The 23,988-nt window shown below is 56.5% G+C and carries 23 protein-coding genes; 9 read left to right on the top strand and 14 right to left on the bottom strand.

Going from position 1 to position 23,988, the window contains the following annotated elements:
- Positions 1-54 precede the first annotated feature (54 nt).
- The 3 genes from E1297_RS37320 to E1297_RS37310 form a co-directional block, all read right to left on the bottom strand.
- Positions 55-1,263, bottom strand: a complete 1,209-nt coding sequence (locus tag E1297_RS37320) for a multidrug effflux MFS transporter (RefSeq protein ID WP_155147181.1) — start codon at positions 1,261-1,263, stop codon at positions 55-57.
- A 75-nt stretch (positions 1,264-1,338) separates the two neighbouring features.
- Positions 1,339-1,998 carry a DsbA family oxidoreductase gene (locus tag E1297_RS37315; protein ID WP_155147179.1) on the bottom strand — a complete coding sequence of 220 codons (660 nt, stop codon included), beginning with the start codon at positions 1,996-1,998 and terminating at the stop codon, positions 1,339-1,341.
- A complete protein-coding gene (locus tag E1297_RS37310; RefSeq protein WP_155147178.1) occupies positions 1,995-3,512 on the bottom strand; it encodes a class I adenylate-forming enzyme family protein in 1,518 nt (505 codons plus the stop codon). Before E1297_RS37310 ends, E1297_RS37315 begins: the two co-directional genes overlap by 4 nt.
- A gap of 65 nt (positions 3,513-3,577) precedes the next feature.
- Between E1297_RS37310 and E1297_RS37305 the strand changes: the two genes are divergently transcribed.
- The gene (locus E1297_RS37305; protein WP_155147176.1) at positions 3,578-4,201 is read left to right on the top strand and encodes a helix-turn-helix domain-containing protein; all 624 of its coding nucleotides are present in this window, start codon (positions 3,578-3,580) and stop codon (positions 4,199-4,201) included.
- On the opposite strand, the gene E1297_RS37300 is transcribed toward E1297_RS37305, so the two are convergent.
- From E1297_RS37300 to E1297_RS37280, 5 genes are all read right to left on the bottom strand, one after another.
- A complete protein-coding gene (locus E1297_RS37300; RefSeq protein WP_155147174.1) occupies positions 4,198-4,425 on the bottom strand; it encodes a hypothetical protein in 228 nt (75 codons plus the stop codon). The two genes, E1297_RS37305 and E1297_RS37300, sit on opposite strands and share 4 nt — an antisense overlap.
- A gap of 191 nt (positions 4,426-4,616) precedes the next feature.
- On the bottom strand, positions 4,617-5,276 hold the full coding sequence (locus E1297_RS37295; protein ID WP_155147172.1) for an MIP/aquaporin family protein: 660 nt from the start codon (positions 5,274-5,276) through the stop codon (positions 4,617-4,619).
- Positions 5,273-5,749, bottom strand: coding sequence for an arsenate reductase ArsC (locus E1297_RS37290; RefSeq protein ID WP_155147170.1), 477 nt, complete (start codon positions 5,747-5,749; stop codon positions 5,273-5,275). The genes E1297_RS37295 and E1297_RS37290 overlap by 4 nt, the downstream gene beginning before the upstream one ends.
- Positions 5,750-5,785: 36 nt before the next feature.
- Positions 5,786-6,610: a helix-turn-helix domain-containing protein gene (locus E1297_RS37285; RefSeq protein ID WP_155147168.1), complete on the bottom strand. Its 825-nt coding sequence runs from the start codon at positions 6,608-6,610 to the stop codon at positions 5,786-5,788.
- Positions 6,611-6,642: 32 nt separating this feature from the next.
- On the bottom strand, positions 6,643-8,457 hold the full coding sequence (locus tag E1297_RS37280) for an extracellular solute-binding protein (RefSeq protein ID WP_155147164.1): 1,815 nt from the start codon (positions 8,455-8,457) through the stop codon (positions 6,643-6,645).
- A gap of 322 nt (positions 8,458-8,779) precedes the next feature.
- Between E1297_RS37280 and E1297_RS37275 the strand changes: the two genes are divergently transcribed.
- Together E1297_RS37275 and E1297_RS37270 are read left to right on the top strand one after the other, a co-directional pair.
- Entirely contained in the window at positions 8,780-9,553 is a 774-nt protein-coding gene (locus E1297_RS37275; protein WP_155147162.1) for a 3-hydroxybutyrate dehydrogenase, read from the top strand.
- 52 nt (positions 9,554-9,605) lie between these two features.
- Positions 9,606-10,631 (top strand): patatin-like phospholipase family protein, encoded by a 1,026-nt coding sequence (locus tag E1297_RS37270; protein ID WP_155147161.1) that lies wholly within the window; start codon positions 9,606-9,608, stop codon positions 10,629-10,631.
- On the opposite strand, the gene E1297_RS37265 is transcribed toward E1297_RS37270, so the two are convergent.
- From E1297_RS37265 to E1297_RS37255, 3 genes are all read right to left on the bottom strand, one after another.
- Positions 10,632-11,309, bottom strand: a complete 678-nt coding sequence (locus E1297_RS37265) for a DUF502 domain-containing protein (protein ID WP_155147159.1) — start codon at positions 11,307-11,309, stop codon at positions 10,632-10,634.
- A gap of 73 nt (positions 11,310-11,382) precedes the next feature.
- Positions 11,383-12,297: a pseudouridine-5'-phosphate glycosidase gene (locus E1297_RS37260; RefSeq protein WP_170330637.1), complete on the bottom strand. Its 915-nt coding sequence runs from the start codon at positions 12,295-12,297 to the stop codon at positions 11,383-11,385.
- Positions 12,294-13,187: a PfkB family carbohydrate kinase gene (locus E1297_RS37255; protein ID WP_155147157.1), complete on the bottom strand. Its 894-nt coding sequence runs from the start codon at positions 13,185-13,187 to the stop codon at positions 12,294-12,296. Before E1297_RS37255 ends, E1297_RS37260 begins: the two co-directional genes overlap by 4 nt.
- Before the next feature lie 313 nt (positions 13,188-13,500).
- Between E1297_RS37255 and E1297_RS37250 the strand changes: the two genes are divergently transcribed.
- Complete coding sequence (locus E1297_RS37250; RefSeq protein ID WP_196223492.1) at positions 13,501-14,469, top strand: HupE/UreJ family protein; 969 nt, start codon at positions 13,501-13,503, stop codon at positions 14,467-14,469.
- Here the strand turns inward: E1297_RS37250 and E1297_RS37245 are convergent.
- Positions 14,466-15,086 (bottom strand): thiamine phosphate synthase, encoded by a 621-nt coding sequence (locus tag E1297_RS37245; protein WP_155147153.1) that lies wholly within the window; start codon positions 15,084-15,086, stop codon positions 14,466-14,468. The two genes, E1297_RS37250 and E1297_RS37245, sit on opposite strands and share 4 nt — an antisense overlap.
- Positions 15,087-15,238: 152 nt before the next feature.
- On the opposite strand from E1297_RS37245, the gene E1297_RS37240 reads away from it, so the two are divergent.
- The 4 genes from E1297_RS37240 (at position 15,239) to E1297_RS37225 (ending at position 19,565) form a co-directional block, all read left to right on the top strand.
- A complete protein-coding gene (locus tag E1297_RS37240; RefSeq protein ID WP_155147151.1) occupies positions 15,239-15,982 on the top strand; it encodes an RNA methyltransferase in 744 nt (247 codons plus the stop codon).
- A gap of 60 nt (positions 15,983-16,042) precedes the next feature.
- Positions 16,043-17,188: a heme A synthase gene (gene ctaA, locus E1297_RS37235; protein ID WP_155147149.1), complete on the top strand. Its 1,146-nt coding sequence runs from the start codon at positions 16,043-16,045 to the stop codon at positions 17,186-17,188.
- Positions 17,189-17,193: 5 nt separating this feature from the next.
- Positions 17,194-18,663 (top strand): carboxypeptidase M32, encoded by a 1,470-nt coding sequence (locus tag E1297_RS37230; protein ID WP_155147147.1) that lies wholly within the window; start codon positions 17,194-17,196, stop codon positions 18,661-18,663.
- Between the two features lie 71 nt (positions 18,664-18,734).
- Entirely contained in the window at positions 18,735-19,565 is an 831-nt protein-coding gene (locus E1297_RS37225; RefSeq protein WP_155147146.1) for a hypothetical protein, read from the top strand.
- A 63-nt stretch (positions 19,566-19,628) separates the two neighbouring features.
- On the opposite strand, the gene gyrA is transcribed toward E1297_RS37225, so the two are convergent.
- A complete protein-coding gene (gene gyrA, locus E1297_RS37220) occupies positions 19,629-22,325 on the bottom strand; it encodes a DNA gyrase subunit A (protein ID WP_155147248.1) in 2,697 nt (898 codons plus the stop codon).
- 205 nt (positions 22,326-22,530) lie between these two features.
- On the opposite strand from gyrA, the gene E1297_RS37215 reads away from it, so the two are divergent.
- The gene (locus E1297_RS37215; protein ID WP_244328019.1) at positions 22,531-22,818 is read left to right on the top strand and encodes an usg protein; all 288 of its coding nucleotides are present in this window, start codon (positions 22,531-22,533) and stop codon (positions 22,816-22,818) included.
- 3 nt (positions 22,819-22,821) lie between these two features.
- Here E1297_RS37215 and E1297_RS37210 read toward each other — a convergent pair whose 3' ends face one another.
- Positions 22,822-23,775 carry a radical SAM protein gene (locus tag E1297_RS37210; RefSeq protein WP_155147144.1) on the bottom strand — a complete coding sequence of 318 codons (954 nt, stop codon included), beginning with the start codon at positions 23,773-23,775 and terminating at the stop codon, positions 22,822-22,824.
- Positions 23,776-23,988: the final 213 nt, after the last annotated feature.

Genomic DNA, 23,988 nt, shown 5'->3' with positions numbered 1-23,988 from the left:
AAAACTCCCCACCAATTACAGGCAGGTTAGCGCGATTCACGGCCGCTGCACAGATCAGGCGGGCAGTCTGTTTTCAATCCGGCCCATATGGACCATCAGGCCAAAGCCGATCACGCACATGGTCAGAATTCCGGTGGTCAGTGGTGTCAACGATCCGTCGAACAACAGGCCCACTGGCGCTGCGATGACTGCCGCCAGAACCGTTGCAATCGATCCTATTACCGACGCGGCCATTCCTGCGATATGGCCCATGGGTTCCATTGCAATGGCATTAAGGTTGCCCATCGTCACACCGGCCATAAAGAACACGGTGGTCTGCCAGAAGACAAACAGGGCAAAATCAGCTTCGGGCGTCAGGTTCATCATGCTTACAGAGATGACGGCCGATGTGATCAATATCTGGCCACCCAAGGCCCAGGTCACCATCCGCCGCATACCAACACGCACGACCAATGCAGCGTTCAGCAGGCTGGCAGATCCGGAGACAAGCGCAATAAAGCCGAACCAGAACGGAAAGCTATCGGCTCGGTCGTGGATGATGTCATAAACCGGCTGCACCATGGTCAGCATGGTGAACAGCACCCCCATACACAGGGTCTGAACCAGAATGGACAGGCGCACGGTGGGATGCGCGAACATCTCTTTCACGGCGGATACCATCAGCGGCAGACGAAACGGGCGGCGGTTTTCGCGCGCCAACGACTCGGGCAGACGGATGCCCATCCAGAGTATGACGATCAGGGCAAACAGGATGAAGGAGACGAAGATGCTGCGCCATCCTGCGATTGCAATGACTCCAGCCCCCAGCATTGGGGCAGCAGCAGGGATCAACGTAAAGATCATCATCGCGATCGAGATGATCCGCGCCATTTCGCGACCCGAATAAAGATCGCGGATGACAGCCATGGCAACAACGCGCGGACCAGCTGCGCCCAATCCCTGAACCACACGTGCAGCCAGTACCATTTCCAGCGACGAACTGGCCCAGGCTACGGCGGACGCGAAAATGTAAAGGACGGCACCGGCATAGATCACGGGCTTGCGTCCGACCGCATCCGAAATCGGGCCTGTGAAGAATGTGCCGATCCCCATTCCCAGCACGAAAGAGGTCAGGATCAACTGCGCCCGGTTGACGTCATCTGGGCTCAGCTGCGCGCCGATCTCGGGAAGGGCGGGCAACATTGAATCAATCGAAAATGCGATGGTGGCGAACATCATTGCGATAAGCGCAATGAATTCCGCCTTGGACATGCGGTCGGCCATAAAAGACTCCTTACCCGTTCGCGCTATCACGGCTGAACGGGTTGGACTAGGTGGGAAAATGCACAGATCTATGTGCTATTCTGCAGAGGAAGCCTCAATTTGAGACATGATTTCGCCGATCACTTTTCCCCACATTTCAGGTGGTTGCGCACCCGGAACGGCGTGTTGATTGGCGACGATGTACGTCGGGACCGAACTGACACCCATTTCGCGTGAATGGCTGTCACGCTTGCGGATATCCTCGCGATCAGCATCCGATTGCAGCAGTTTCAGCACCACCGCGGCATCCATCCCGACACTGTCTGCGATGTCGGCCAGAACTTCGTGATCCCCGATGTCGCGGGCCTGCACGAAGTAAGCATCGAACAAGGCGTCGACGATTTCGTTCTGTTTGCCTTCGATCCCGGCCCAGTGGATCAATCGGTGGGCATCCAGTGTATTGGGGGTGCGCTGCATACCCTCAAAATCGATCTTCAGCCCGGCGTTTTCCGCGTGTTCAACAACCGGAGCGTAAGCGCGAACCGCACCTTCCTTGCCACCGAACTTGCGTTCAAGATATTCGCGGCGATCCATACCCATGTCGGGCATGTCGGGGTTCAATTGAAAGGGGTGCCATTCAATCACGAAGGGGTGGTTCGGCACTTCGGCCAGCGCCTTGTCCAGTTGCGTCTTGCCGATATAGCACCACGGGCAGATCGGATCGGACAGGATGTCGAGTTTGACAGTCTGGGTCATTCGGAAGACGCCTTGAAATGGGCCGGCAATGCACGGCGCAGGAGTTTACCGTTGCCACCGCTGGGCAGGGCCGGAAGATATACAAAAGCACGGGGTTGCTTGTACCGCGCCAGATTTGCCTCGACATAGGATCGCAAGGCCGTCTCGTCCAGCTTTTCTGGGCCGGTATAGAAGGCTGCTATCACGAATGTGTCCCGTTTGACCTCCACAGCCGCAGCTCCGACCTGCGATATGCCGGGATAGCTGGACAGTACCGCTTCGACCTCAACCGGGGAAACGCGATAGCCGCCTGCGTTCATCATGTCGTCGTCGCGGCCAAGATAGGTGATCTGCCCATCGCCATCCATGGAACCCTGATCGCCGGTCAGGAACCACTCGCCCTGCATTCTGGCGCGCGCCTCGTCAGGGGCGTTGAGATAGGTCAGCATCAATCCGGGGTCTGATTGGTGAACCGCAATTGTCCCTTCCTCACCCAACTGTACCGGCCCGTCAGGCCCCATGATTGCCACGCGGCGGCCCGGCTGGGGTTGGCCAAGACTGTCACCCCGGGCGGGATGTGTCGGGCTGGCGGAAATAAAGGTCGAGCATTCGGACATGCCATATGCCTCGTACAGCTCGGTTCCCGTGATATGGGTCCATTTTTCATGTAGATGGCGGGACAGTTTTTCCCCCGCACATAAACCATGCCGCAGAATGGGTAGAGACATTTTCTCGTGGCTTTGCAGTATTTTACGGAATACGCCCGGTGCGGCGGCAAAGATTGTTGCCTTATGTTCTCGCAACAGATCAGGCAGTGCTGATGTATCGGTGCCGGGCTCGGGCATAAGGGCAGTCGCTCCGATAGTCCAGGGATCCATCAATCCGGTACCGAGCGTGTAGGTCCAATTGAAAGCGCCCGCGTGACACAGCCGGTCGGTGGGGCGCAAGCCATACCAGCCATCCACCATCATCTGTCGCGCCCAGATAGCCCGATGGGCATGGGCTACGGCACGCGGTTTCCCCGATGTTCCAGAGGTGTAGACAACGTAAGCTAACCTTTCAGGATCACCCATTTGATAAGAAGCAGCAGGCAGCTCGCGCATCTGGACTAGCTCTTGCAGGCTGATCTCGCGTTCATGAACTGCACAGGCAACGCCGGGATCGCGTAGAACGGCATCGGGGGCCAGCTCTTCTATAATCTTTGCTGTTTCCGGTTCGGTCAGTTGTGATGAGGTTGGGACCGGAACAAGACCAACTGAGATTGCGCCGAGATAGGCGATCGGGAAATCCACGGTATTCCCCAAACGCATCAGAACGATGTCACCGGGGTTCAAACCAGTCTGAAGCAGGCCGGTGCCCGTCGCCAGAACAGCGCGTTGCAATGCCCGGTAGGTCCAGTTCTGATCCCCGTCTGTGCGCAATACGGACAAAGAGATTTTATCCGGGGTTTCATCTGCATGGCGCAGAACATGCGCGGCCAGATTGAATGGTGCAGGGCAGGGCGGCGGTGCGCCATGATCGAATATCGACAACATGTGATCTGGCTATCGCTGTGCAACGCGCGTTGCAAGCGCTGGTCGCTGGCCCTATAGACGTGGGCATGACCAGCCGCGATCACAAATCCATCGTCCGCATTGCACGTGACAACGGTATCCGCACCGAGCCTGAGCCCGTAGACCTTGGCGCCCGCGTGCGCGAACTGCGAAAGGCGCGCAAATGGACACTAGAGCAGGCAGCCAGTCAGGCGGGTCTTGCACGCTCGACGCTCAGCAAGATCGAAAATGGTCAGATGTCTCCGACATACGACGCGCTGAAAAAGCTTGCGACGGGTCTGGAGATTTCAGTGCCTCAGCTTTTCACCCCGCCCGAGCGTGATCAGGTTATCGGTCGTATGGCAGTGACCAAGATGGGGGCAGGGACAGCACACGCGACCGCGACATACGAGCATGAATTGCTTGCTGAAGCGCTCACAAAAAAGCAGATGTTGCCATATCGCGCCCGCGTTCGCGCCCGTTCAATGGAAGAGTTCGATGGGTGGGTGCGCCATGACGGCGAAGAATTCCTGTATGTCCTGACGGGCGTTGTCCGCCTCTATACCGAGTTCTACGAACCCGTTGAGATGCGCCGAGGCGACAGCGCCTATTACGACGGCAGCATGGGACACAATGTGATTTCTGTCAGTGACGAGGATGCTACGATCCTTTGGGTGACATCTCTGGCCTAGCGGCTGGCCAGTTCGCGGTTCAGTCCTTCCGTGAACAGAAAGTCCTCTACCTCTTCGTGGGCTTCGTTTACAGTCAGATGGTGGCGCTCCGCCAAATAAGCTTCGAACCGTTTTCGGTCCTTCTTGACACGCGCCATATCACGGTCGCGCAAGTTCGGAAAACGGCGTTTGGCACGCGCGTAAGATGCACTCCAGTCTTGCGTCAGATCAGTCCAGTTCAGCATCTGCGAGCTTTCCTTTGTACGTGTTTCAGGACTGCTCTCCCCCAGACAGGGTAAGGACGGGGTGGTGTTGCAGATGACATGACAAAATGTCGCACCTTGACGCAACGTAACAAAGTGGCAAAAAATTGCCCGCTGCGGACATCCCGCAACGGGCGTTCGGACCTGCTTGAAAGTGAGTGGCGGCCGGTCCGTTATTCTTCGGGCTGAAACAGCCAATTCAGAACTATGTGCCCGATAAACACAGCAATAATCTGCATCACGATGAACATCGGTATGTGCGCAGGGTATATGCCCGCAAAGGTATCCGTAAACCCCCTTGCTATTGTGACCGCCGGGTTCGCAAAACTTGTGGATGATGTGTACCAGTAGGCGCCGGTGATATAGAGGCCCACAAGCGCTGGTACAGTGTCCGGTTTGTGCCGAATTCCGCCGAAAATCACGAACAGCAGGCCCAGCGTTGCGATGATTTCGGAAAACCACTGGTGAGACCCGGTGCGGTGCAGAGTTTCAGAGGTCTGAAGAATCGGCAGATCAAACATGTAGTGTGAGGCCCAGACGCCAACGATCCCGCCCGCGATCTGAACCACCATGTAGGGGGCAACCGCGTTCCAGGGGTGTTCGCCGCGCAGGGCAAAGGCCAAGGTCACGGCAGGATTGAAATGCGCACCAGACACCGGCCCCAGGGTCGTGATGATGGCATAAAGCATGCATCCCGTGGCGATCGCGTTTGCCAGCAACGCCAGAGCGATGTTTCCGTCCGAAAGCGTCTGCGCCATGATCCCCGAACCAACCACACCGATCAGCAGGAAAGCTGTGCCGAGGAATTCAGCAAAGTACTTGCGCGCGTTCATTGAATGCCTCCGATACGCTTGAGCTGAGCAGAAAGTTCGCCGCTCTCCATCGTTTCTACCGGCAATTCAAGCAAAGCTGCGGCCCGGCGGCCCAAGATGTCATAGGCCGTACGAAATGCCTGATCCCAATCAGGCTCATCAGCGGCGGCGGGATCTTCCACGCCCCAATGCGCGCGTACCGGCGCGCCGGGCCAGACCGGACAGGTTTCTTCGGCTGCGGACCCGCAGACCGTGATGACCATGTCCATTTCCGGAGCGCCTTCGATTGCAAATTCGTCCCAACTTTTGGAGCGAGCATCCGAGATGTCATGTCCCTGCGCGCTCAGCAGGGTCAGAGATTGCGGATGCACTCTGCCGGTGGGGTTCGAGCCAGCAGAAAAGGCGCGTATCCGCCCGTCGCCGGTATGATTAAAGATCGATTCCAGCAAAATCGACCGGGCAGAGTTCCCGGTACACAGAACCAATATGTTCATGAAGGGGTATCCTTGGGCTGTATGTGGATTTGTGGATCACTCGGTGATGCGGCCGATGTCATCCACCTTGTGTTGAAGCGAAATGCGGTCGAGCGTTTCGAAGGGCAGGCTGGTAAATGCCGTAATTCGGTTTCTCAGCAGGCCGTACGCCTGTTGAAACGCAAGGTTCTTCTGTGCGTCCGTTCCCTGGGCTTTGACCGGGTCGGCAAGTCCCCAATGCGCACTCATCGGTTGGCCGGGCCAAGCGGGGCATGCCTCGTTCGCGGCGTGGTCGCAGACTGTGAAGACAAAATCCATCTGCGGCGCACCCTCTGCCGCAAACTCTTCCACCGATTTCGAACGAAGATCGGCGGTGTCGTATCCTTTTTGTCGAAGCAGTTCCAAAACATCTGCATTCGGTGACCCAGAAGGTGCTGTTCCGGCTGAGAAAGCCCTAATGATGCCGTTACTTTCTTGGTTCAGAATGGCCTCTGCCATGATTGAGCGGGCCGAGTTCCCGGTACAGATGAACAGGGCGTTCAGAACGCGGTCAGAGCTGGTCATGAGGGGATCTCCGGATCTGGTGATGCACAAATCGGGTCGGTTCTGGCAGCACTCGCCCAACAGACCGCCAAACAGCTCGCGAACAGCCGGGAGTTTGGCTGTATACTGCAGCGAGGTGCCATGACGGCTCTGTTCGATCAGGTCAGCCGCCTTGAGGGCGTTGAGATAGGTAGACGTGGTATTGGGCTTAAGGTCCAGCGCTTCAGCAATTTGACCGGCTGGAACAGAATCCGGGTATCTCCGCATCAACAGCCGAAACAGGTCCAGTCGTTTGGGATGCGCCAATGCGCCCAGCTTATCGTGAATCTCTATTTCCATATTTCATGAAATATGGAAATAGAGCGTGGTCGTCAATCCTCGTACCACCAAACCTGTGGCATGTATTCGGGACCGTCGCCGTAAATCGGAAGCTTCTCTGGCTGTTTCAGCTCTTTAGCGTGGGCAATCCGACCGACATCAAAGCTCCAGATCGGAATAACATAGCGACCGGCGGTCAGCACACGGTCGAGCGCACGCGTCGCGGCAACAAAGTCTTCGTGGCTTTCTGAGGCGAGCATGGCGTCGATCATGCCGTCTACGGCAGGTGAAGCTACGCCCATCAGATTTCGGGTTCCGGGCGTTTCCGCACCTTCGCTGCCCCAATAGAGACGTTGCTCGTTGCCGGGCGAAAGCGAGAGTGCACGACGGAATGGGGTAATGTCGAAATCAAGTTCTGCGACACGACCAGTGTATTGAGCGTTATCGACGGTCTCGGTTTGAACCTGAATACCCAGACGTTCGAGCGCGCGTGAGTAGATGTCTACAGCGGTCTGCATGTCGCTATCGCCCTGCTGCAGCAGGACTGTCAACGTAAAGGTGTCACCATTCTGATTTCGCAAGACACCGTCCTGAATGGTCCAGCCAGCCTCCTCCAGGAGTTTGGCCGCTTTACGGATGTTTGAACGATTGCGTGCAGATCCATCACCCTGAGGCAGTTCATACCCTTCGATCGTACCGGGCAGAAGGTCATCTGCATAAGGCTCCAACAGTTCAGCCACGCGCCCAGTTGCGGGCCCGGGCTGCATCGCCAGATCAGAACCCGAGAAGTAGGAAGTGATCCGGGGTTGTGCGCCGCCGGTGATGGTGTCGTTGATGAACTCAAAGTTGAAGGCCAGCAACAGGGCCTCACGCACGCGCCAGTCATCAAAGGGGGCCTTGCGCGTGTTCATCACGAAGCCGGTCATTCCTGATGGTTTACCATGTGGGATTTCGGTTTTGATTACGTCACCACGCTGGACGGCAGGGAAGTTGTACTGCGTATTCCATTTGTCGGCGTTGAATTCGCGGACGGCTGACAATTCTCCGGCCTTGAATGCCTCGAACAGAACGGTCTGGTCGCCGTAAAACTCGATCCGAATATCATCGAGGTTCATGGTACCGCGACGAAATGGAATATCTTCGCCCCAATAGTTTGGGTTTCGGCGCAGATTGACATAGCGCCCGGCCTCATAGTCATCGATCACATAGGGGCCGGTTCCAATCGGGACGTCGTGCAGCTGGGCGCTGGCGAAATCCTTACCTTCCCATTGGTCTTTCTTCAGGATCGGTCGCAACCCGGCGAGCATCGCAAGTTCGCGGTCAGGTTCATTGAACGTGATCCGAACTGATCTGGGGCCTGTCTGTTCGATACTGTCGATCTTGGACCACAAGCCGCGATAGCGCAGATGTCCCTCGGTTCCCAATGTCTCGTACGACCAGATGACATCATCCACCGTGACGGGGCTGTCGTCCGAGAATCGCGCGTTTTCTCGCAGTGTAAATTCGACCCATGAACGGTCCGGAGCTGTCTCAACCGATTCGGCTAACAGCCCGTAAAGGGTGAAAGGTTCGTCCCAGGAGCGACCCATCAGACCTTCGTGTGTCCAGAACCGAAGCTGCCACGGAGAGGTGCCTTTTTGTACGAACGGGTTGAGGCTGTCATAGCCGCCGGTATTTCCAAACACGACCTTGCCGCCTTTGGGCGCGTCAGGGTTAGCATAGGGCAGAGACACAAAATCCGGTGGTAGAGCAGGGTCCCCATACATAGCTATGCCATGCGCCGATTCTGCATGTGCCATCGATGCGGCGAAAATGGTGGCGATTCCCGTGATCAGAGAGCGAAACGGGTGTAGAAAATCCTGGCTCATTTTGGAAACAATCCTGCTCTGGCCTTATTTTGTTGGGATTCACCGTACCGATGATTTTTCATATTATCAAACTTTTAGCTTGGATGAATGCAAGGAATTGCTTATAAAGGATGCACTGCTCGATAGGTTTCTTGCCTGTATGAAACCTGCCTCAATAACTTAACGCCCGCTTCGTGCGGGCGTTTTTTTGTGGTCGGGTTTTCCTGATTTGCACGATGGCAATGCGCGATGATGTGATCCGGAAAGAGTGATGTTTCCCCGTTTTCTTTGCACGTGCAGCATGGCACTGTGTCGGCAAATCTGAGTCATTTGGAGAGCCCTCATGAGCCTGTCGGGAAAAACAGCAATCATCACCGGATCAAACTCTGGCATTGGTTTGGGTGTCGCGCGGGAACTGGCCAAGGCCGGAGCGGATGTCGTGCTGAACTCATTCACGGACCGCGACGAAGATCATGCGCTGGCTGCTGAGATTGGCAAGGAAACCGGAACCAATGCCCGATACATCAAGGCCGATATGTCCAAAGGTGAGGAGTGCCGAGCGCTGATCGAACAGGCAGGCGCCTGCGATATTCTGGTCAACAACGCAGGTATCCAACACGTCTCACCAATCGATCAGTTTCCTGTCGAGAAATGGGATGCGATTATCGCGATCAACATGAACTCGACTTTCCACACCATGGCAGCGGCCCTGCCGATGATGCGAAAAGCTGGCTGGGGGCGTGTGGTTAATATCGCGTCAGCGCATGGTCTGACGGCTTCGCCTTTCAAAGCGGCATATGTGGCCGCCAAGCACGGCGTGGTCGGCATGACCAAAACCGTTGCGCTTGAAACCGCGCAGGAGCCGATCACCTGCAATGCCATCTGCCCGGGTTATGTGCTGACTCCTTTGGTCGAGGCGCAGATCCCCGACACGATGAAGGAATACGACATGAGCCGCGAAGACGTGATCAAGAACGTCATGTTGGAACGGCAGCCATCGAAAGAGTTTGCCACCGTCGAGCAGCTGGGCGGGACGACAGTTTTCCTGTGTTCGGATGCCGCTGCACAGATCACCGGCACGACGATTTCTGTGGATGGTGGCTGGACGGCGTTGTGATCGCCCTACAACCTTCGATAGCTTACGGGTAATGGCGGGAAAGAACCGGGAAATGAAACAAATCAATCTGGCATTGCAGGGTGGAGGTGCGCATGGCGCGTTTACCTGGGGCGTGCTGGATCGTCTGCTGGACGAGGAAGATCTTGAGGTTGCGGCCATCACGGGCACCTCAGCCGGGGCGCTAAACGGGGCGGCCTTCAAATCCGGGATGGTCCATGCGGGCCGCGACGGGGCGCGGGAGTGTTTGAATGGTCTGTGGAAGCGTATGGGCGCAGTGGGTGATATGCGCATCGCGAACTGGATTAGCGGGATGGAGCCTGCACAGATCGCTCAGGCCATGGAATACTCGCTACCGTTTTCTGTGGCAGACACCTGGTCACGAATGGTTTCACCCTATGCTTATGGGCCGTTCTATCACAATCCACTGACTTCGGTGGTTGACCGTTTCAACTTTGATGAGATTTGCGCCGACGAAGGCCCGCAATTGTTCGTTTGCGCCACTTGTGTGCGTAGTGGCAAGATACGGGTTTTCACGGGCCATGAAGTTTCGACCGATGCGATCCTGGCGTCTGCCTGTCTGCCGAACCTGTTTCAGGCGGTTGAGATCTTCGATCCCGAGACAGAACGCACCGAAGCATATTGGGACGGCGGCTATACCGGTAATCCGGCGCTTTATCCGTTGTTCAATGACGATTTGCCCGATGATGTCGTCGTTGTGAACATCAATCCGCTGGAGCGGGATGAAGTGCCCAAGACCCCGCAGCAAATCCAGAACCGGATCAACGAGATTAGCTTTAACTCTTCATTGTTCCGCGAACTGCGAGCAATCAACTTCGTTCAACGGCTGCTGAAGGACGGCAAGCTTAAAGCAGGCGAGATGAGCCGGGTACTGGTTCATATGATCGCGGATAACGATTTGATGAACAGCCTGTCTGTCGCCACCAAAACCGTTCCAAACCCGGTCATCCTTCACAAACTCAAGAAAGCGGGTCGCGAGGCTGCGGATCGTTTTCTGAGTGAGCATAAGGAAGATTTGGGCGAACGCAGTACGGTGGATCTGCCCGCAATGTTCGGCTGACTACTCGGGTGGCTGTGTTGGGTCCTTGTCATTCGGATAGACAAGGCCGGCCGAAATCACCAGTTTTGCTGCCTCTTCGATAGACATATCCAAAAGGATGACGTCCTCGGCCGGGAAAAATAGTAGAAATCCGGATGTCGGGTTTGGCGTTGTTGGTACAAACACACTCAACAGTTCGCCTCCGGTCTCGGCGCGATCGCTGACCTCGCCCTTCGCCGTGGTCGAGACAAATCCGATCGCCCAGATACCGCGGCGCGGATATTGGATGAGGCAGGCCTTTTCGAAAGACCGTTCAGTCTGTGCAAATACCGTTTCGGAAATCTGTTTGATCCCCGAATAGACCGAACGAATGACAGGCATACGGTCGACCAGGCTTTCGGCAAAATGGATCAGCGAGCGGCCAAGAATGCCTTTGGCAATCCAGCCGACGATGATGGTGAAGATCAGGAAGATGATTACGCCAACGCCACGCAGGTTGATCCCGACATATTCCTCGGGCTGGAAACGCTGTGGAACCAGCGGCAGCACCGCGCTGTCGATCCATCCGACCACCGACCAAATCAACCAGACCGTCAGCCAAACCGGAGCAATGACGACGATACCCGTCAGAAAGGACCCGCGAAGCCGGGAAAACAGGCCGGGGCGGCGTTGAGGTTCTTCGTCAAACGGTGTGTTCATTACGGATCCGAGCGGTTTGCGGAATTAGTTAAGTAGTCCGGGGCGTTGGTACAATAGCTTAAATCCCAGTTGGCTACTCGGCCTGTTCTGCCAAAGCTCGGGCGATACCTGCTGCCAGACGCGCATTGTTCCGTACCAATGCGATGTTCGCGACCAGCGAACGACCCTCGGTCTGTTCAAAAATCCGCTGCAGCAGGTAGGGCGTAACTGCCTTGCCCGTGATCCTGTGTGTGTCGGCGTCGGCCTGTGCGGAGGCAATGATAGGGGCAAGCTCTTCGGTTGGGATTTGATCTGCCGCCGGAATCGGGTTGGCGATAAGCTGTCCTCCTGGCAGGCCCAGCGCGCGGCGCGTGGCATGTGCCCGGGCAATCTCATCAGCGCTATCCATGCGCAATGGGGCTGCATAGGGTGATTTTGAGGACCAGAAGGCGGGGAATTCGTTCTGACCGTGGGCGATGACGGGAACGCCCAGTGTTTCCAGCACTTCCAGTGTTTTGGCCAGATCGAGGATTGCCTTGGCACCCGCAGCCACGACGGTGACTGGTGTCTGTGCAAGCTCATGCAGGTCAGCCGATATGTCGAACGAAGTTTCGGCGCCCTGATGAACGCCACCAATGCCACCTGTCGCAAAGACCTCGATACCGGCATAGTGCGCAGCGATCATGGTCGCGGCAACCGTGGTGGCGCCGGTACCACCAGAGGAGATGCAGGCGGCCATGTCGGCGCGCGAAATTTTGGCAACGCCCTGAGCCTTTCCCAGATCCTGCAGCTGGTCCGCTTCCAGCCCAACATGCAGTTTGCCTTTGATCACGGCCATGGTGGCGGGAACCGCACCAGCGTCGCGGATATCCTGTTCGACTTGCGCAGCAACCTCGATGTTCTGAGGGTAGGGCATGCCGTGTGTTATGATGGTGCTTTCCAGCGCAACGATTGGTTTGCCCGCATCTTTTGCAGCGCGAACCTCGGCAGAGTATTGAATGTCGATCACAGTGGGGTTTCTCCGGAAACGTAAGTTGCGGCAGCGTGCAGAGCGCGGGTCAGGGCCTCGTCGCTGGCAGCGCCATTGGCTTCGGCAGCTATATGAGCTGCCATGAATGTATCGCCCGCACCTGTTACGCGCGTAACAAGAACGGATGGGGGTGTTTGGGTAAGGACGCCCGAAGCTGTGCCGACAGTCGCTGAATTGCCGCCATCAGTCACCAGCACCCGCAGAGCGCCGCGTTCCAGCAATCCATTGGCGGCACTTTCGGAGTCGGAAAACTCGCGTTGGCACAGTAGCCCGGCTTCTTCGAGGTTCACGTAGAGTGTTGCACGGGCATGTTTCAAAAACGGCAGAAGGCGTTCTGCTTTGCCGGGGGAGGCAGGTGCCACGCGCAGGTCAGCTTTGGCGAATGCCGGGCTTTGGGCGATCTCTTCCAACAGGTCCAGCGTCAGGTTGCCATCCAAGGCAATTGGACCTTCGAATGGAGTGTTTTCATACCCCAGTGGCCCATGCATCAAGGGACGCAGGATCTTGGCGCCAGCTGCTTCCAATGAATGAGCATCCGCAATGGCTGCGATCAAACCATTTGCACCTTCGACAGCCATATAGCGATCGGTGGGCAAATCCTGAGAACGGTAGATGTGGTCTGTGATCATTCCCAGGCGGGAGCAGGCATGAACCAATTCATCCCCTTCGGGATCGCGCCCGATTGCGGTGAGGAGAGTAGGGGTCATGCCAAATCGAACCAGAGTCATCGCGATATTCATGGCAACACCGCCTGGAAGGCGCGTTATGCGACCGGGCACGTCCGATCCCTGCCGCATGTGACTGGCTGATCTGCCGATAACATCCCAAAGGACGGAACCGATGCAAAGGATTTCACTGGTCTGTGTCATGTCGCTGTCATGCCGCAGGCCTGATGGACGTGCAAGTCAGATCGTTACCGCCAACAGGAATTCACGTTTGGGCTTGCCATCAAATGCAATCGGTTCAACAATCAATACTAATGAGAGTTGAGTTCGTTTCTTTGATGGTTCATTGCGCATGAGAAGCATTGTCGATCTGACAATTATTCTTCGTTTCTGCCTGATTTTTATACTGTTTTTTACGGCTTTGCTTACTTGGTCACAGCAAGTCACAGCGCAACCTGCTTCCCCAACGGTTGTCGATTTTCGCGTTGATGGGGATAGGTTGTTTCTGGATATCAGTATGAATGCCGAAGCCGCATTGGTCGGTGGTGATCCTTCTGAGGCTTTGCGGTCTGCGCGCTACAGAGAACTTCGGCGTTTGGTATCGACGGAACTGGAATCTGAACTGCACGAGTTCATCAACTCCTGGAAAGGAACTCTGCAAGTCGATGCCAACGGGCCGATTGAGTTATCCTATGAAGGTTCGCGGATTCCTGTCGTGGGTAATCCAGATGTAGTTCGAATTTCCCGGGTTTTGTTGACCGGGGAGTTGCCGTCAGGCGCAAGTGCTCTGCGTCTGACCTGGCCCGCTGACAGCGGACCAATGGTGCTCAAACAACAGGGTGTTGACGCCCCGTACACCGGTTATCTGGATGGGGGAGAGACCAGTCCGCTGATACCACTGCAAGGTGGAGCCGGACTGGATGCCAGACAGACACTTGAGACATATTTTCCAAAAGGGATCAGCCGTGTTCTGCCACATGGGCCCGAACAGATTATATTTGTTCTGGCAATGCTGTTTCTGTCCGTCAGGGCGCGGCCAGCTTTGATCCAATATTTGATTATGGTCTTGGGTGTGACGACAGCAGCGACCTTGGGGACCTACCAGATGATTGGGGTTTCCGAGGCGGCGTCTGCGCAACTTCTGCCGATTACGATCGTCGTCGTCGCGGTGTGGAACCTGTTTGCAAGGCGTCTGGGCTTTCTGCGCGTATTTCTCGTTTTTCTCGCAGCGTTACCACATGGGATCGCGCTGTCGGATTCCTTGTCCAAAGTTGGAATTCCACCTGACAGAGTCCCACCAGCGCTGCTGGGTTACTTGTCTGGGGCCTTGCTTGCGATGCTGGCCATTATGATCAGCGCATATTTCGTGACGCTTTTACTTTCGCGTGGATCACATCGCTACCGAGGCCGGATATCCATCCTGGCCTCGATGATGATCGCGTTGATCGGGGTATATTTGAGCCTGGGGCCGTATCTGCCGATCTAAGCCATCGCTGTGATCAGAGTGTTCAGCGCGGCGAGAGGATCGTCTTCGGACCAGATCTCTTCTCCGATGCCAAAGAAATCGGTGCAGGGTGTCAGGCTGCGCACGATCTCTGGGGTCAGACCACCTTCGGCCACAACCGGCACTTCGATCATTTCAGACCACCACTGGAACAGATCACGTTCAGCAAGGGTCCCATCGCCCAGTGATGTGCTGCCAACAGGTCCGAAGGCGACGTAATCTGCACCCGCTTCCCCAGCGGTCATGCCATCATGGCTGGAGTTGCCGCAAAAACTACCAACAATTGCATCAGCGCCCAGTTCCTTGCGCGCTGCACGTACCGATCGGGCCGCGTCGTCCAGATGCACCCCATCCAAACCCAAGCGCTGTGCCAACAGAACATGGTTGGAAATGACCAGCGCCACATCCCGCGCGTGGGCCACTTCGCGGCAGGCATCGGCTGCGCGTGCAATGGCGTCTTCGTCGCTTCCGGCAAGCGCCATACGGATGCAGGCAATCTCGGCCCCATCCAGAACCCGGGCCAGCCGATCGGGAAAACGGCTCAGTTCGATCGACGGAGGGGTAATCAGGTAAATCTGTGGCTGCTCGGGGGTGTCCATTGGCGCATCCTTCGCTTTGGTCTTTGGCGGGGTTTAGCGGATTGCGACGGGGAAGCAAACTTTTATACCTCTGGCAGGGTTAAATGCTTGTCGCAGAGCCTTGCCCTGCGTCGGTACGAGGATTAGAGCAGGCGGAGTTTTCGGAGAAAGCCATGCCAAGCGACAGATCTCAGCCTTCATTTGTGCTCGTGCGCCCCCAGATGGGTGAGAACATCGGCGCAGCCGCGCGCGCGATGTGGAATTTCGGGCTGGACCGGATGCGGATCGTGGCGCCCCGCGACGGATGGCCGAACCCCAAGGCTGTTGCGATGTCCAGTGGCGCGGGGCGACTGCTGGATGAAGCACAGCTATTTGATGATCTTGCCGGAGCATTGGCTGACAGCACGTTCGTCTTTGCCACAACAGCGCGTCAGCGCGGGCTGACCAAGCCGGTATATAGTCCGGAACGTGCGATGCAGATCGCTGCTGAAAAGGTTGCAGCAGGCGAGAAGGTCTCGGTTCTTTTCGGGCCGGAACGGGCAGGGCTTGAGAATGAGGATATCGCCAAAGCGAACGCGATTATCTCGGTCCCGGTGAACCCGGAGTATGCATCGCTTAATCTTGGGCAATGTGTATTGCTGACTGCCTATGAGTGGATGCGGCAGACCGGCGATGTGGTGCATGAGGCCACTGATCTGGGCAAAGGTGACTGGGCCACCGGGATCGAAGTCGAGAAGCTGGTTGAGCATTATGAAGACCGGCTGGAAGAGGCGGGGTTCTTTTATCCTCCTGAAAAGGCCGAGGGTATGAAGACCAATTTGCGCAATCTGTGGTCACGGATGCGCATGACGCGGGCGGATGTGCAGATGCTGCACGGGATCATGCGTCAGATGGTCCGCTGGAAGGACAAGGGCTGAGGCTGGACCTTGCCACCCCTTGGCCCTAGCTTGCGATGAAATCCAGGACATGAGGACAGCATGAGCGGTAAGCGCAGCATCTTCGAAGAAGTCTCAGACAACGAAAAACAACAATCTGTACAACCGGGTATGATCGACCGCGGACGCGGTGGTGCCCGCAGGGCCATTCGGATCTGGTTAATGATCCTGTTTGCGCTGGTAGTCGTAATGATTGCGGTGGGTGGCCTGACCCGTTTGACCGATAGTGGCCTGTCGATCACTGAATGGCGCCCGATCACCGGTGCGATCCCTCCGATGAATGAGGCCGACTGGCAGGCGGAGTTCGACAAGTACAAACAGATCGACCAGTGGCGCATTCAGAACCAGTGGATGGAGCTGAATGATTTCAAATTCATCTACTGGTGGGAATGGGGTCACCGTCAGCTGGGCCGTGTGATTGGCCTGATCTGGGCCATCGGGTTCTTTGGTTTCCTTGTGGCGCGTAAGATCCCGGCCGGGTGGACCGGACGATTGCTGGTCCCTGGCATTCTGGGCGGTGTTCAGGGGGCTGTTGGTTGGTGGATGGTGGCCTCGGGCGTGACCCAAGGCGAGGGCATGATCGCTGTTGCCAGCTATCGGCTGGCGATCCATCTGGGACTGGCCTTTGTGATCCTTGGATATCTTGCGTGGTACATCTTTATGTTGGGTCGCGAGGAACGCGATCTGATGCAGGCCCGGCGTGCGAAAGAGGAAAAACTGTTCTCCCTGTCGACCGGCCTGATGCACTTTGCCTTTTTGCAGATACTCATCGGGGCCTTGGTCGCCGGTATCGATGCCGGTCGCTCATACACTGACTGGCCGTTGATCGGGGGGCAGTTGCTGCCGCCAGATGCGGCGATGTTGGAGCCGATGTGGCGCAATTTCTTCGAGAGCCCCGGGCTGGTGCAGTTCATTCACCGCTGCGCGGGTTACCTGTTGTTTGCCTTTGCTATTGTCGTCTGGCGTCGCGGCAGCACCAGTGCTCATCCTCAGACCCGGTTTGCGTTCAACGCAGCATTTGCGGCCCTAGCGCTACAGGTGGTGATTGGCATTCTGACGGTCGTTTACGGCGCGCCGTGGCAGATCGCCATTTTCCACCAGTTCCTTGCGGTTGTGGTCTGGACACTGATCCTGCGGGCGCGTTTCCTGACTGCTTATCCTATTGCAACCTCGCTTCGTGGAGCATGACTTAAATGACTGCATTTGACGATCTGATGGCTTATCAGCGTGAAACCTCGGCCCTTGGGCAGATTGCCGGTCGGCTTGGCTGGGACCAGGAGACGGTGATGCCACGCGGAGCTGCCCCGCAACGTGCCGAAGAAATGGCGGCGATCGAGGCTGTGTTGCACGCGCGGCGGTCCGATCCGCGCGTCGCCGATTGGCTGGAAAAAGCAGAAACCAGTTGCGAGGCGGGACAAGCCCAGTTGCGAGAAATCCGGCGCTCATACGAGCGTACAATCAAAGTTCCTGCTGACCTGGCGAAGGCTATTGCGCGCGTGACTTCCGCCGCGCAGGGAAAGTGGGCACGAGCGCGAGCCGATGAAGACGTTGCAGCCTTTTTGCCAGTTTTGGAAGAGGTTGTTGCACTGAAGCGCGAGGAAGGTGCCGCGCTGGCGCAAGGCGGAAATATCTATGACGCCATGGTCGAAGACTATGAGCCTTATACAACGGGCGATCAGATCGCCGCGATCTTTGACCAAATGCGTCCTCGATTGGTCGAGCTGCGTGCTGCTGTCCTGGACCAACCCGAACCTCAGGCTTTGTCTGGTACATTCGATGAGCTGGACCAGATGCGTCTGTCTCAGAAACTGGCTGTGGCGTTCGGCTATGACCTGAACAAGGGCCGCGTTGATAAAGCCGTGCACCCGTTCAGTTCTGGCAGCGGGTCGGATGTGCGGATCACAACGCGGACCAGCGCGACCGATCCGTTCAACTGTTTTTACTCCACCATTCACGAGGTTGGCCATGCAGCCTATGAGCAGGGGATCAACCCGGCCTACGCGCTGACACCGCTGGGTCGTGGTGTTTCGATGGGTGTGCACGAAAGCCAAAGCCGGATTTACGAGAACCAACTGGGCCGCTCGCGTGCGTTTACCGGCTGGCTGTTCGGGCAGATGACCGAAATATTCGGTGATTTTGGAATAGCAGATGCAGATGCGTTCTATGCAACGGTCAACCGGGTTCATAATGGCTACATCCGAACCGAGGCGGATGAGGTGCAGTACAACCTGCACATCATGCTCCGTTTCGATCTTGAGCGGGCATTGATGTCGGGCGACCTGTCTGTCGGTGATCTTGAGGCAGCATGGAATGATCGTTTCAACACCGATTTCGGCTATGCGGTGGACAAGCCGTCAAACGGCTGCCTGCAGGACGTTCACTGGTCAGTAGGATTGTTCGGATACTTCCCGACTTACTCTCTGGGCAATGTTTATGCCGGATGCCTGTATCAGCCGCTGCGCGCCGCTGTACCGGATCTGGATGCGCAACTGGCCAAGGGCGACACTTCTGGTGCAACAGGATGGCTGCGCGAGAATGTGCAGCAATACGGTGGCCTTTATGCGCCGCGGGACATCATTCGCCGTGCTAGTGGTGTTGAACACGGACCTGAACCGCTGCTGAGCTATCTTGAGGAGAAGTTTTCGGGCCTCTACAAATTGTGAGGTTAGGAAAAAGAGTCGTCATCCTACGATTAGTTGCAGCTCTCGTTGCGGTGCTAGCCGTTTCGATAACTGTGGGCGATTACTATCCTGAGATCCGCTTTCGGCTCCTGTATCAGTCGTATGAATGCGGCGGCACTGGCGCGCCTTGTAAAGTTGGGGAACGTCAATACAGCGCGCTGTTTCCCCGGGGCGAGGGGCCATTTCCCGCAGTACTTTACTTTCACGGCTCCGGAGGCACCGGCCAGGGCTCGATTCAGGACATCGATCTGGTTCAGCCCTTTCTCGAGCACGGCTATGCTTTCATCGCGCCGACAGCGCTTGAGATTTCCTATTATAACGGGCCGGGTACCGGCTGGGTCTGGGCCTTGGGTCCGGATGAGCGGGACGATTTCGGCTTTAGCTCGGATGTGATCACGGATGCGGTGGAGCGGTTTCCTCTTGATCCTGATCGAATAGTGGTTGCCGGTCACTCACGAGGGGGATCGTTCGCGTGGTATCTGGCCTGCGCTGAACGCGATCCGCGTTTTCGCGCATTTGCCCCGATTAACGGCACACCCCTGCGTGATCAGCTAGGTCCGTGCGCTCATTCAGGTTTCGACTTTGATATGCTGCACACGCACGGCTATGACGATTCCGTCATTCCGTTCGGGGGTTCCACCCCCAAGCCGGGGTGGTCCGGGTATATGGGGGCGGTGGAAGTTGTCGACAGTCTGGCGGCACTGGTTGGTTGCGAGACAGCGGATGTTTTACGGAAAGAGGATTTCGATCAGCGGGCGTGGGCCGGTTGCCCGGGCGATAGCTCGATCTCGGTCCTAGGATTCCAAGGGGGCCATCGGGTGCCCAAATGGTGGCCCGTCGAGGTGATGGCATGGTTTGACAGTCTAAGGCCGAGCAAGCCTTAGATGGAAAAGAAAAGACCAATGTGAGCAGTCACATTGGTCCCTTTTGCTTAGCTTCTGGCGAGCCTATTCCTCGCCGCCTTCCTCGCCTTGATCGGCGATCCAGGCAACGCTGACGACCTCTTCGCCCTTGCCGGTATTGAACACCTTAACACCACCTGCCGACCGCGACCGGAAGGAAATGCCTTCGACCGGCACTCGGATCGACTGTCCCTTGGACGTGGCCAGCATGATCTGATCGTCGATTTCAACAGGGAACGACGCCACAAGCTCACCGCCTCGCATGGCTTTGTCCATGGCAGCGACCCCCATGCCACCGCGGCCACGAACCGGGTAGTCATGAGACGAGCTGAGCTTGCCGGAACCGCCAGCGGTGATGGTCAGGAGCAGGTTTTCGGCCGCAGACATTTCCGCATAGCGTTCCTGACTGATCGTGGCCATTTCGTTGGCCTCTTCGTCCGAAGCTTCGGCATCGTCGGTCAGGCCGGCGACCGCGCGGCGCATCTTCAGATATGCGGCGCGTTCGTCAGAGGTTGCGTCAAAATGGCGGATCACCGACATCGATACGACCCGATCGCCGTTAGACAGCTTGATGCCACGTACACCGGTGGATTTACGGCCCTTGAAGACACGGACATCCGTCGTCTGGAAACGGATTGCGCGGCCTGAGTTGGTGACCAGCATCACGTCATCGTCTTCCGAACAGATACGCGCGTTTACCAGTTCCACGTCTTCCGGCAGGTCCATAGCGATCTTGCCGTTACGTTTGACGTTGGTGAAGTCGCTCAGCGCATTGCGACGTACGTCGCCTGCGCTGGTTGCGAAGACGATCTGCAGGTTCTCCCATTCTTCATCAGGAACATCCACCGGCATGATCGCCGCGATGGAAACGCCTGTCGGGATGGGCAGGATATTGACGATCGCCTTGCCTTTACCGGTGCGTCCCGATTGCGGCAGGCGCCAGGTCTTGAGCTTGTAGACCATTCCGTCGGTGGTGAAGAACAAAAGCTGCGTATGAGTGTTCGCCACGAAGAGAGTGGTGACCACGTCCTCTTCCTTGGTCTGCATTCCGGACAAGCCCTTGCCGCCGCGTTTCTGGGCGCGGAAGTCAGCCAGCGGTGTACGCTTGATGTAACCGCCCGAGGTGACTGTCACGACCATATCTTCGCGTTCGATCAGGTCTTCGTCTTCCATGTCGCCGGACCAGTCGACGATTTGGGTGCGACGCGGCACTGCGAATTGATCGCGTACACTGCGCAGCTCATCGCCGATGATCGACATGATCCGCTCGCGCGAGGACAGAATATCAAGGTATTCCTTGATCTTGGCGGCCAGTTCTTCCAGCTCGTCCGTGACCTCTTTGACGCCCAGTTGGGTCAGTCGTTGCAGGCGAAGATCCAGGATTGCACGGGCCTGAACCTCTGTCAGGTTATAGGTGCCATCATCGTTCATCTTGGACAGAGGATCGTCGATTAGGCGCAGATAGCTTTCGATCTCAGCCGCAGGCCAGCGACGGGTCATCAGTTTTTCGCGCGCTTCGGCGGCGTCGGCAGACGAGCGGATCGTGGCAACGACCTCATCAACGTTGGACACGGCCACTGCCAAGCCACACAGGATATGGCTGCGTTCCCGCGCCTTGCGCAGGTCATAGGCAGTGCGGCGGGCAACAACATCTTCACGGAAATCAATGAAGCTGGTCAGGAACCGACGCAGAGTCAGTTGTTCAGGTCTACCACCGTTCAGAGCCAGCATGTTGCAGCCAAACGAGGTTTGCATCGGCGAGAAACGATAAAGCTGGTTCAGAACCACTTCGGGTGTCGCGTCACGCTTCAGTTCCACAACAACTCGTACGCCATTGCGGTCGGATTCGTCCTGCACATGGCTGACGCCTTCGATACGCTTCTCACGCACAGCTTCGGCGATCTTTTCGATCATCGAAGCTTTGTTCACCTGATAGGGGATCTCATCCACGACGATGGCATAGCGATCCTTGCGCAGTTCTTCCACGCGGGTCTTGGCGCGAATGATGACGCTGCCACGGCCTTCCAGATAAGCTTTGCGCGCGCCGGATCGACCCAGCATGACGCCGCCGGTCGGAAAGTCGGGGCCGGGGACGTACTCGATCAACTGCTCGGACGTCAGATCCGGGTCGTCGATAAGTGCTAAGGTCGCGTCGACCACTTCGCCCAGATTGTGCGGCGGGATGTTCGTCGCCATACCCACGGCGATACCACCGGCACCGTTGACCAGCATGTTCGGAAAACGGGCGGGCAGGACCGTCGGCTCTTTGTCCTTGCCGTCGTAGTTGTCCTGAAAATCGACTGTTTCTTTTTCGATATCGGCCAGCAGGGACGCGGCGGGCTTGTCCATCCGTACTTCGGTGTAACGCATGGCCGCTGGGTTATCGCCGTCCATCGAACCAAAGTTGCCCTGACCGTCCAGCAGCGGCAGCGACATCGAGAAGTCCTGCGCCATCCGGACCAGCGCATCATAGATCGCGCTGTCGCCGTGTGGGTGATATTTACCCATCACATCGCCAACCGGACGGGCCGATTTGCGATAGGCCTTGTCGTGGGTGTTTCCTGTTTCGTGCATCGCATAGAGGATGCGGCGGTGTACAGGTTTCAGCCCGTCGCGCAGATCAGGGATCGCGCGGGACACGATGACCGACATCGCGTAATCGAGATACGAAGTGCGCATCTCGGATTCGATTGAGACCGTCGGACCGTCGTAAACAGGGCGCTCCGGTGGGGTTTCATCCATGTTTTCAGGAATTTCTGGCGTATCGCTCACGTAAACTGCCCGTTCTTTGTGCAGGGTCTATATCTTGTGGATGTACCTTATCAGACCCAGCACATAAGGTGCAAGCAAGCAACGATTTTGCATGCGAAAAACAAGCGTAACGCCTGAGTAACATATTGTTAACTAAGGGTTAGGGGGTTTTCGTGCTACCATGAAGAGACCTTGCATGAAATTGGAGGTCTGCATGGAGCAAAGCGAAACAGAGTTAATGCTTAAGGGGTACGGGCTGACGACGGCAGAATTCTACTATCACATGCCCGACTATATACACGTTCTGAACACGTTCATCTGGCAGGAATACGACCTGGCACCCGATCATCCCAAACTGTTCGATTTCATTGATTTCTGGCAAAGAGAAATCGATGGGCCACTACACTCGGTCAGGTTTACGCATCGCAAGATGATCGCGCCGGGAGAATGGCGCAATATGGTGGGTGAGTTCAGGGTGAACTGATCCTCAGCCCGAACAACTGGCACCGCCAAGTACACAGAATTTGGCGCAATGCGGATGGTTTAGATGAACGTCAGCCTCTGCCTCGGCAAGCGTATGTCCCATTTCAAACTCAGGTGAATAGGGCAGCAGGGTACAGGCCAGAACGGCTGGCTTCTCGGCACCTTTGCGTTTCACGACCATTCTGGCGCTGGCACACATAACGGCATTCGGGGATTTATCCAGAATTCCCCAGCAGGCGGTCGTAATTTCGGGTACTTCAACGCTTTCATCCATCTCGGGGAAAAGAACCGTCATCCCCGGGTTCTGTGCGTCGATATCAAATTTGTTTTGCTCAAAAAACGCCCCATATCCAGTGCGGCTTTCAGCGTCGCTTTCACCCCAGACTGTGCGCCCGGCGATAGCCATTTTGAACCCGTTGTCACGCAGCCACTGCATACCCGTAACGGTCTTTGCAAAGCTGCCTTTGCCGCGTTCTTCGTCATGAAGCTCGGGTTTATAGTGATCGACTGAGATGCGCAGGGTGAGCTTGTCACCAAACTCTTTTTGCAGTTCCAGCAACCCTTCACGCATCTTGCGTCGCATCATGGGCTGCATAGCATTGGTCAGGATCAGCACTTCATAGCCGCGCTTTAATGCCGCGCGGGTCATTTCGATCATTTCCGGATTCATGAATGGCTCGCCACCGGTAAACCCGATTTCGCGAATGGGCCATTCACGCTCCTCTATCTGATCTAGATAGTCTGACACTTCAGCCGCAGTAATGTAGACCAGCGCATCGTTGGTTGGGCTGCTTGCGATGTAGCAATTCACACATTCGATGTTGCACAAGGTGCCGGTATTGAACCATAGCGTTTCAGGATTGCTGAATTCGACCGAAGCGCGAGTCTGGCCGTCCGCTGTCACCAATTTGTTCTGAAACTTGCCGATATTGGCGATCTGTGGGGCGTTGTCTTTCATTCCGCTTCCGGTTCGTTGGCTGTATCTGCCTGATGTAGCTTGTTGTCTGGGGATAGTTAAGGCGCATGAAAGTGTTCTGACAGAGTTTTGATGAAGGAAAACCTTTTGAATGGTGGCGCTAACATTGGACATGCTTCTGGTTGCAAGGTAAGGACAACACATGGTTTCTCGCGTCATACCGGTTGACCCCTTTGATCTGGTCATATTCGGCGG

Source organism: Roseibium sp. RKSG952 (assembly GCF_009711355.1).
The sequence above is the reverse complement of the archived record's forward strand: the minus strand, read 5'-3'. Positions and strand labels throughout refer to the sequence as shown.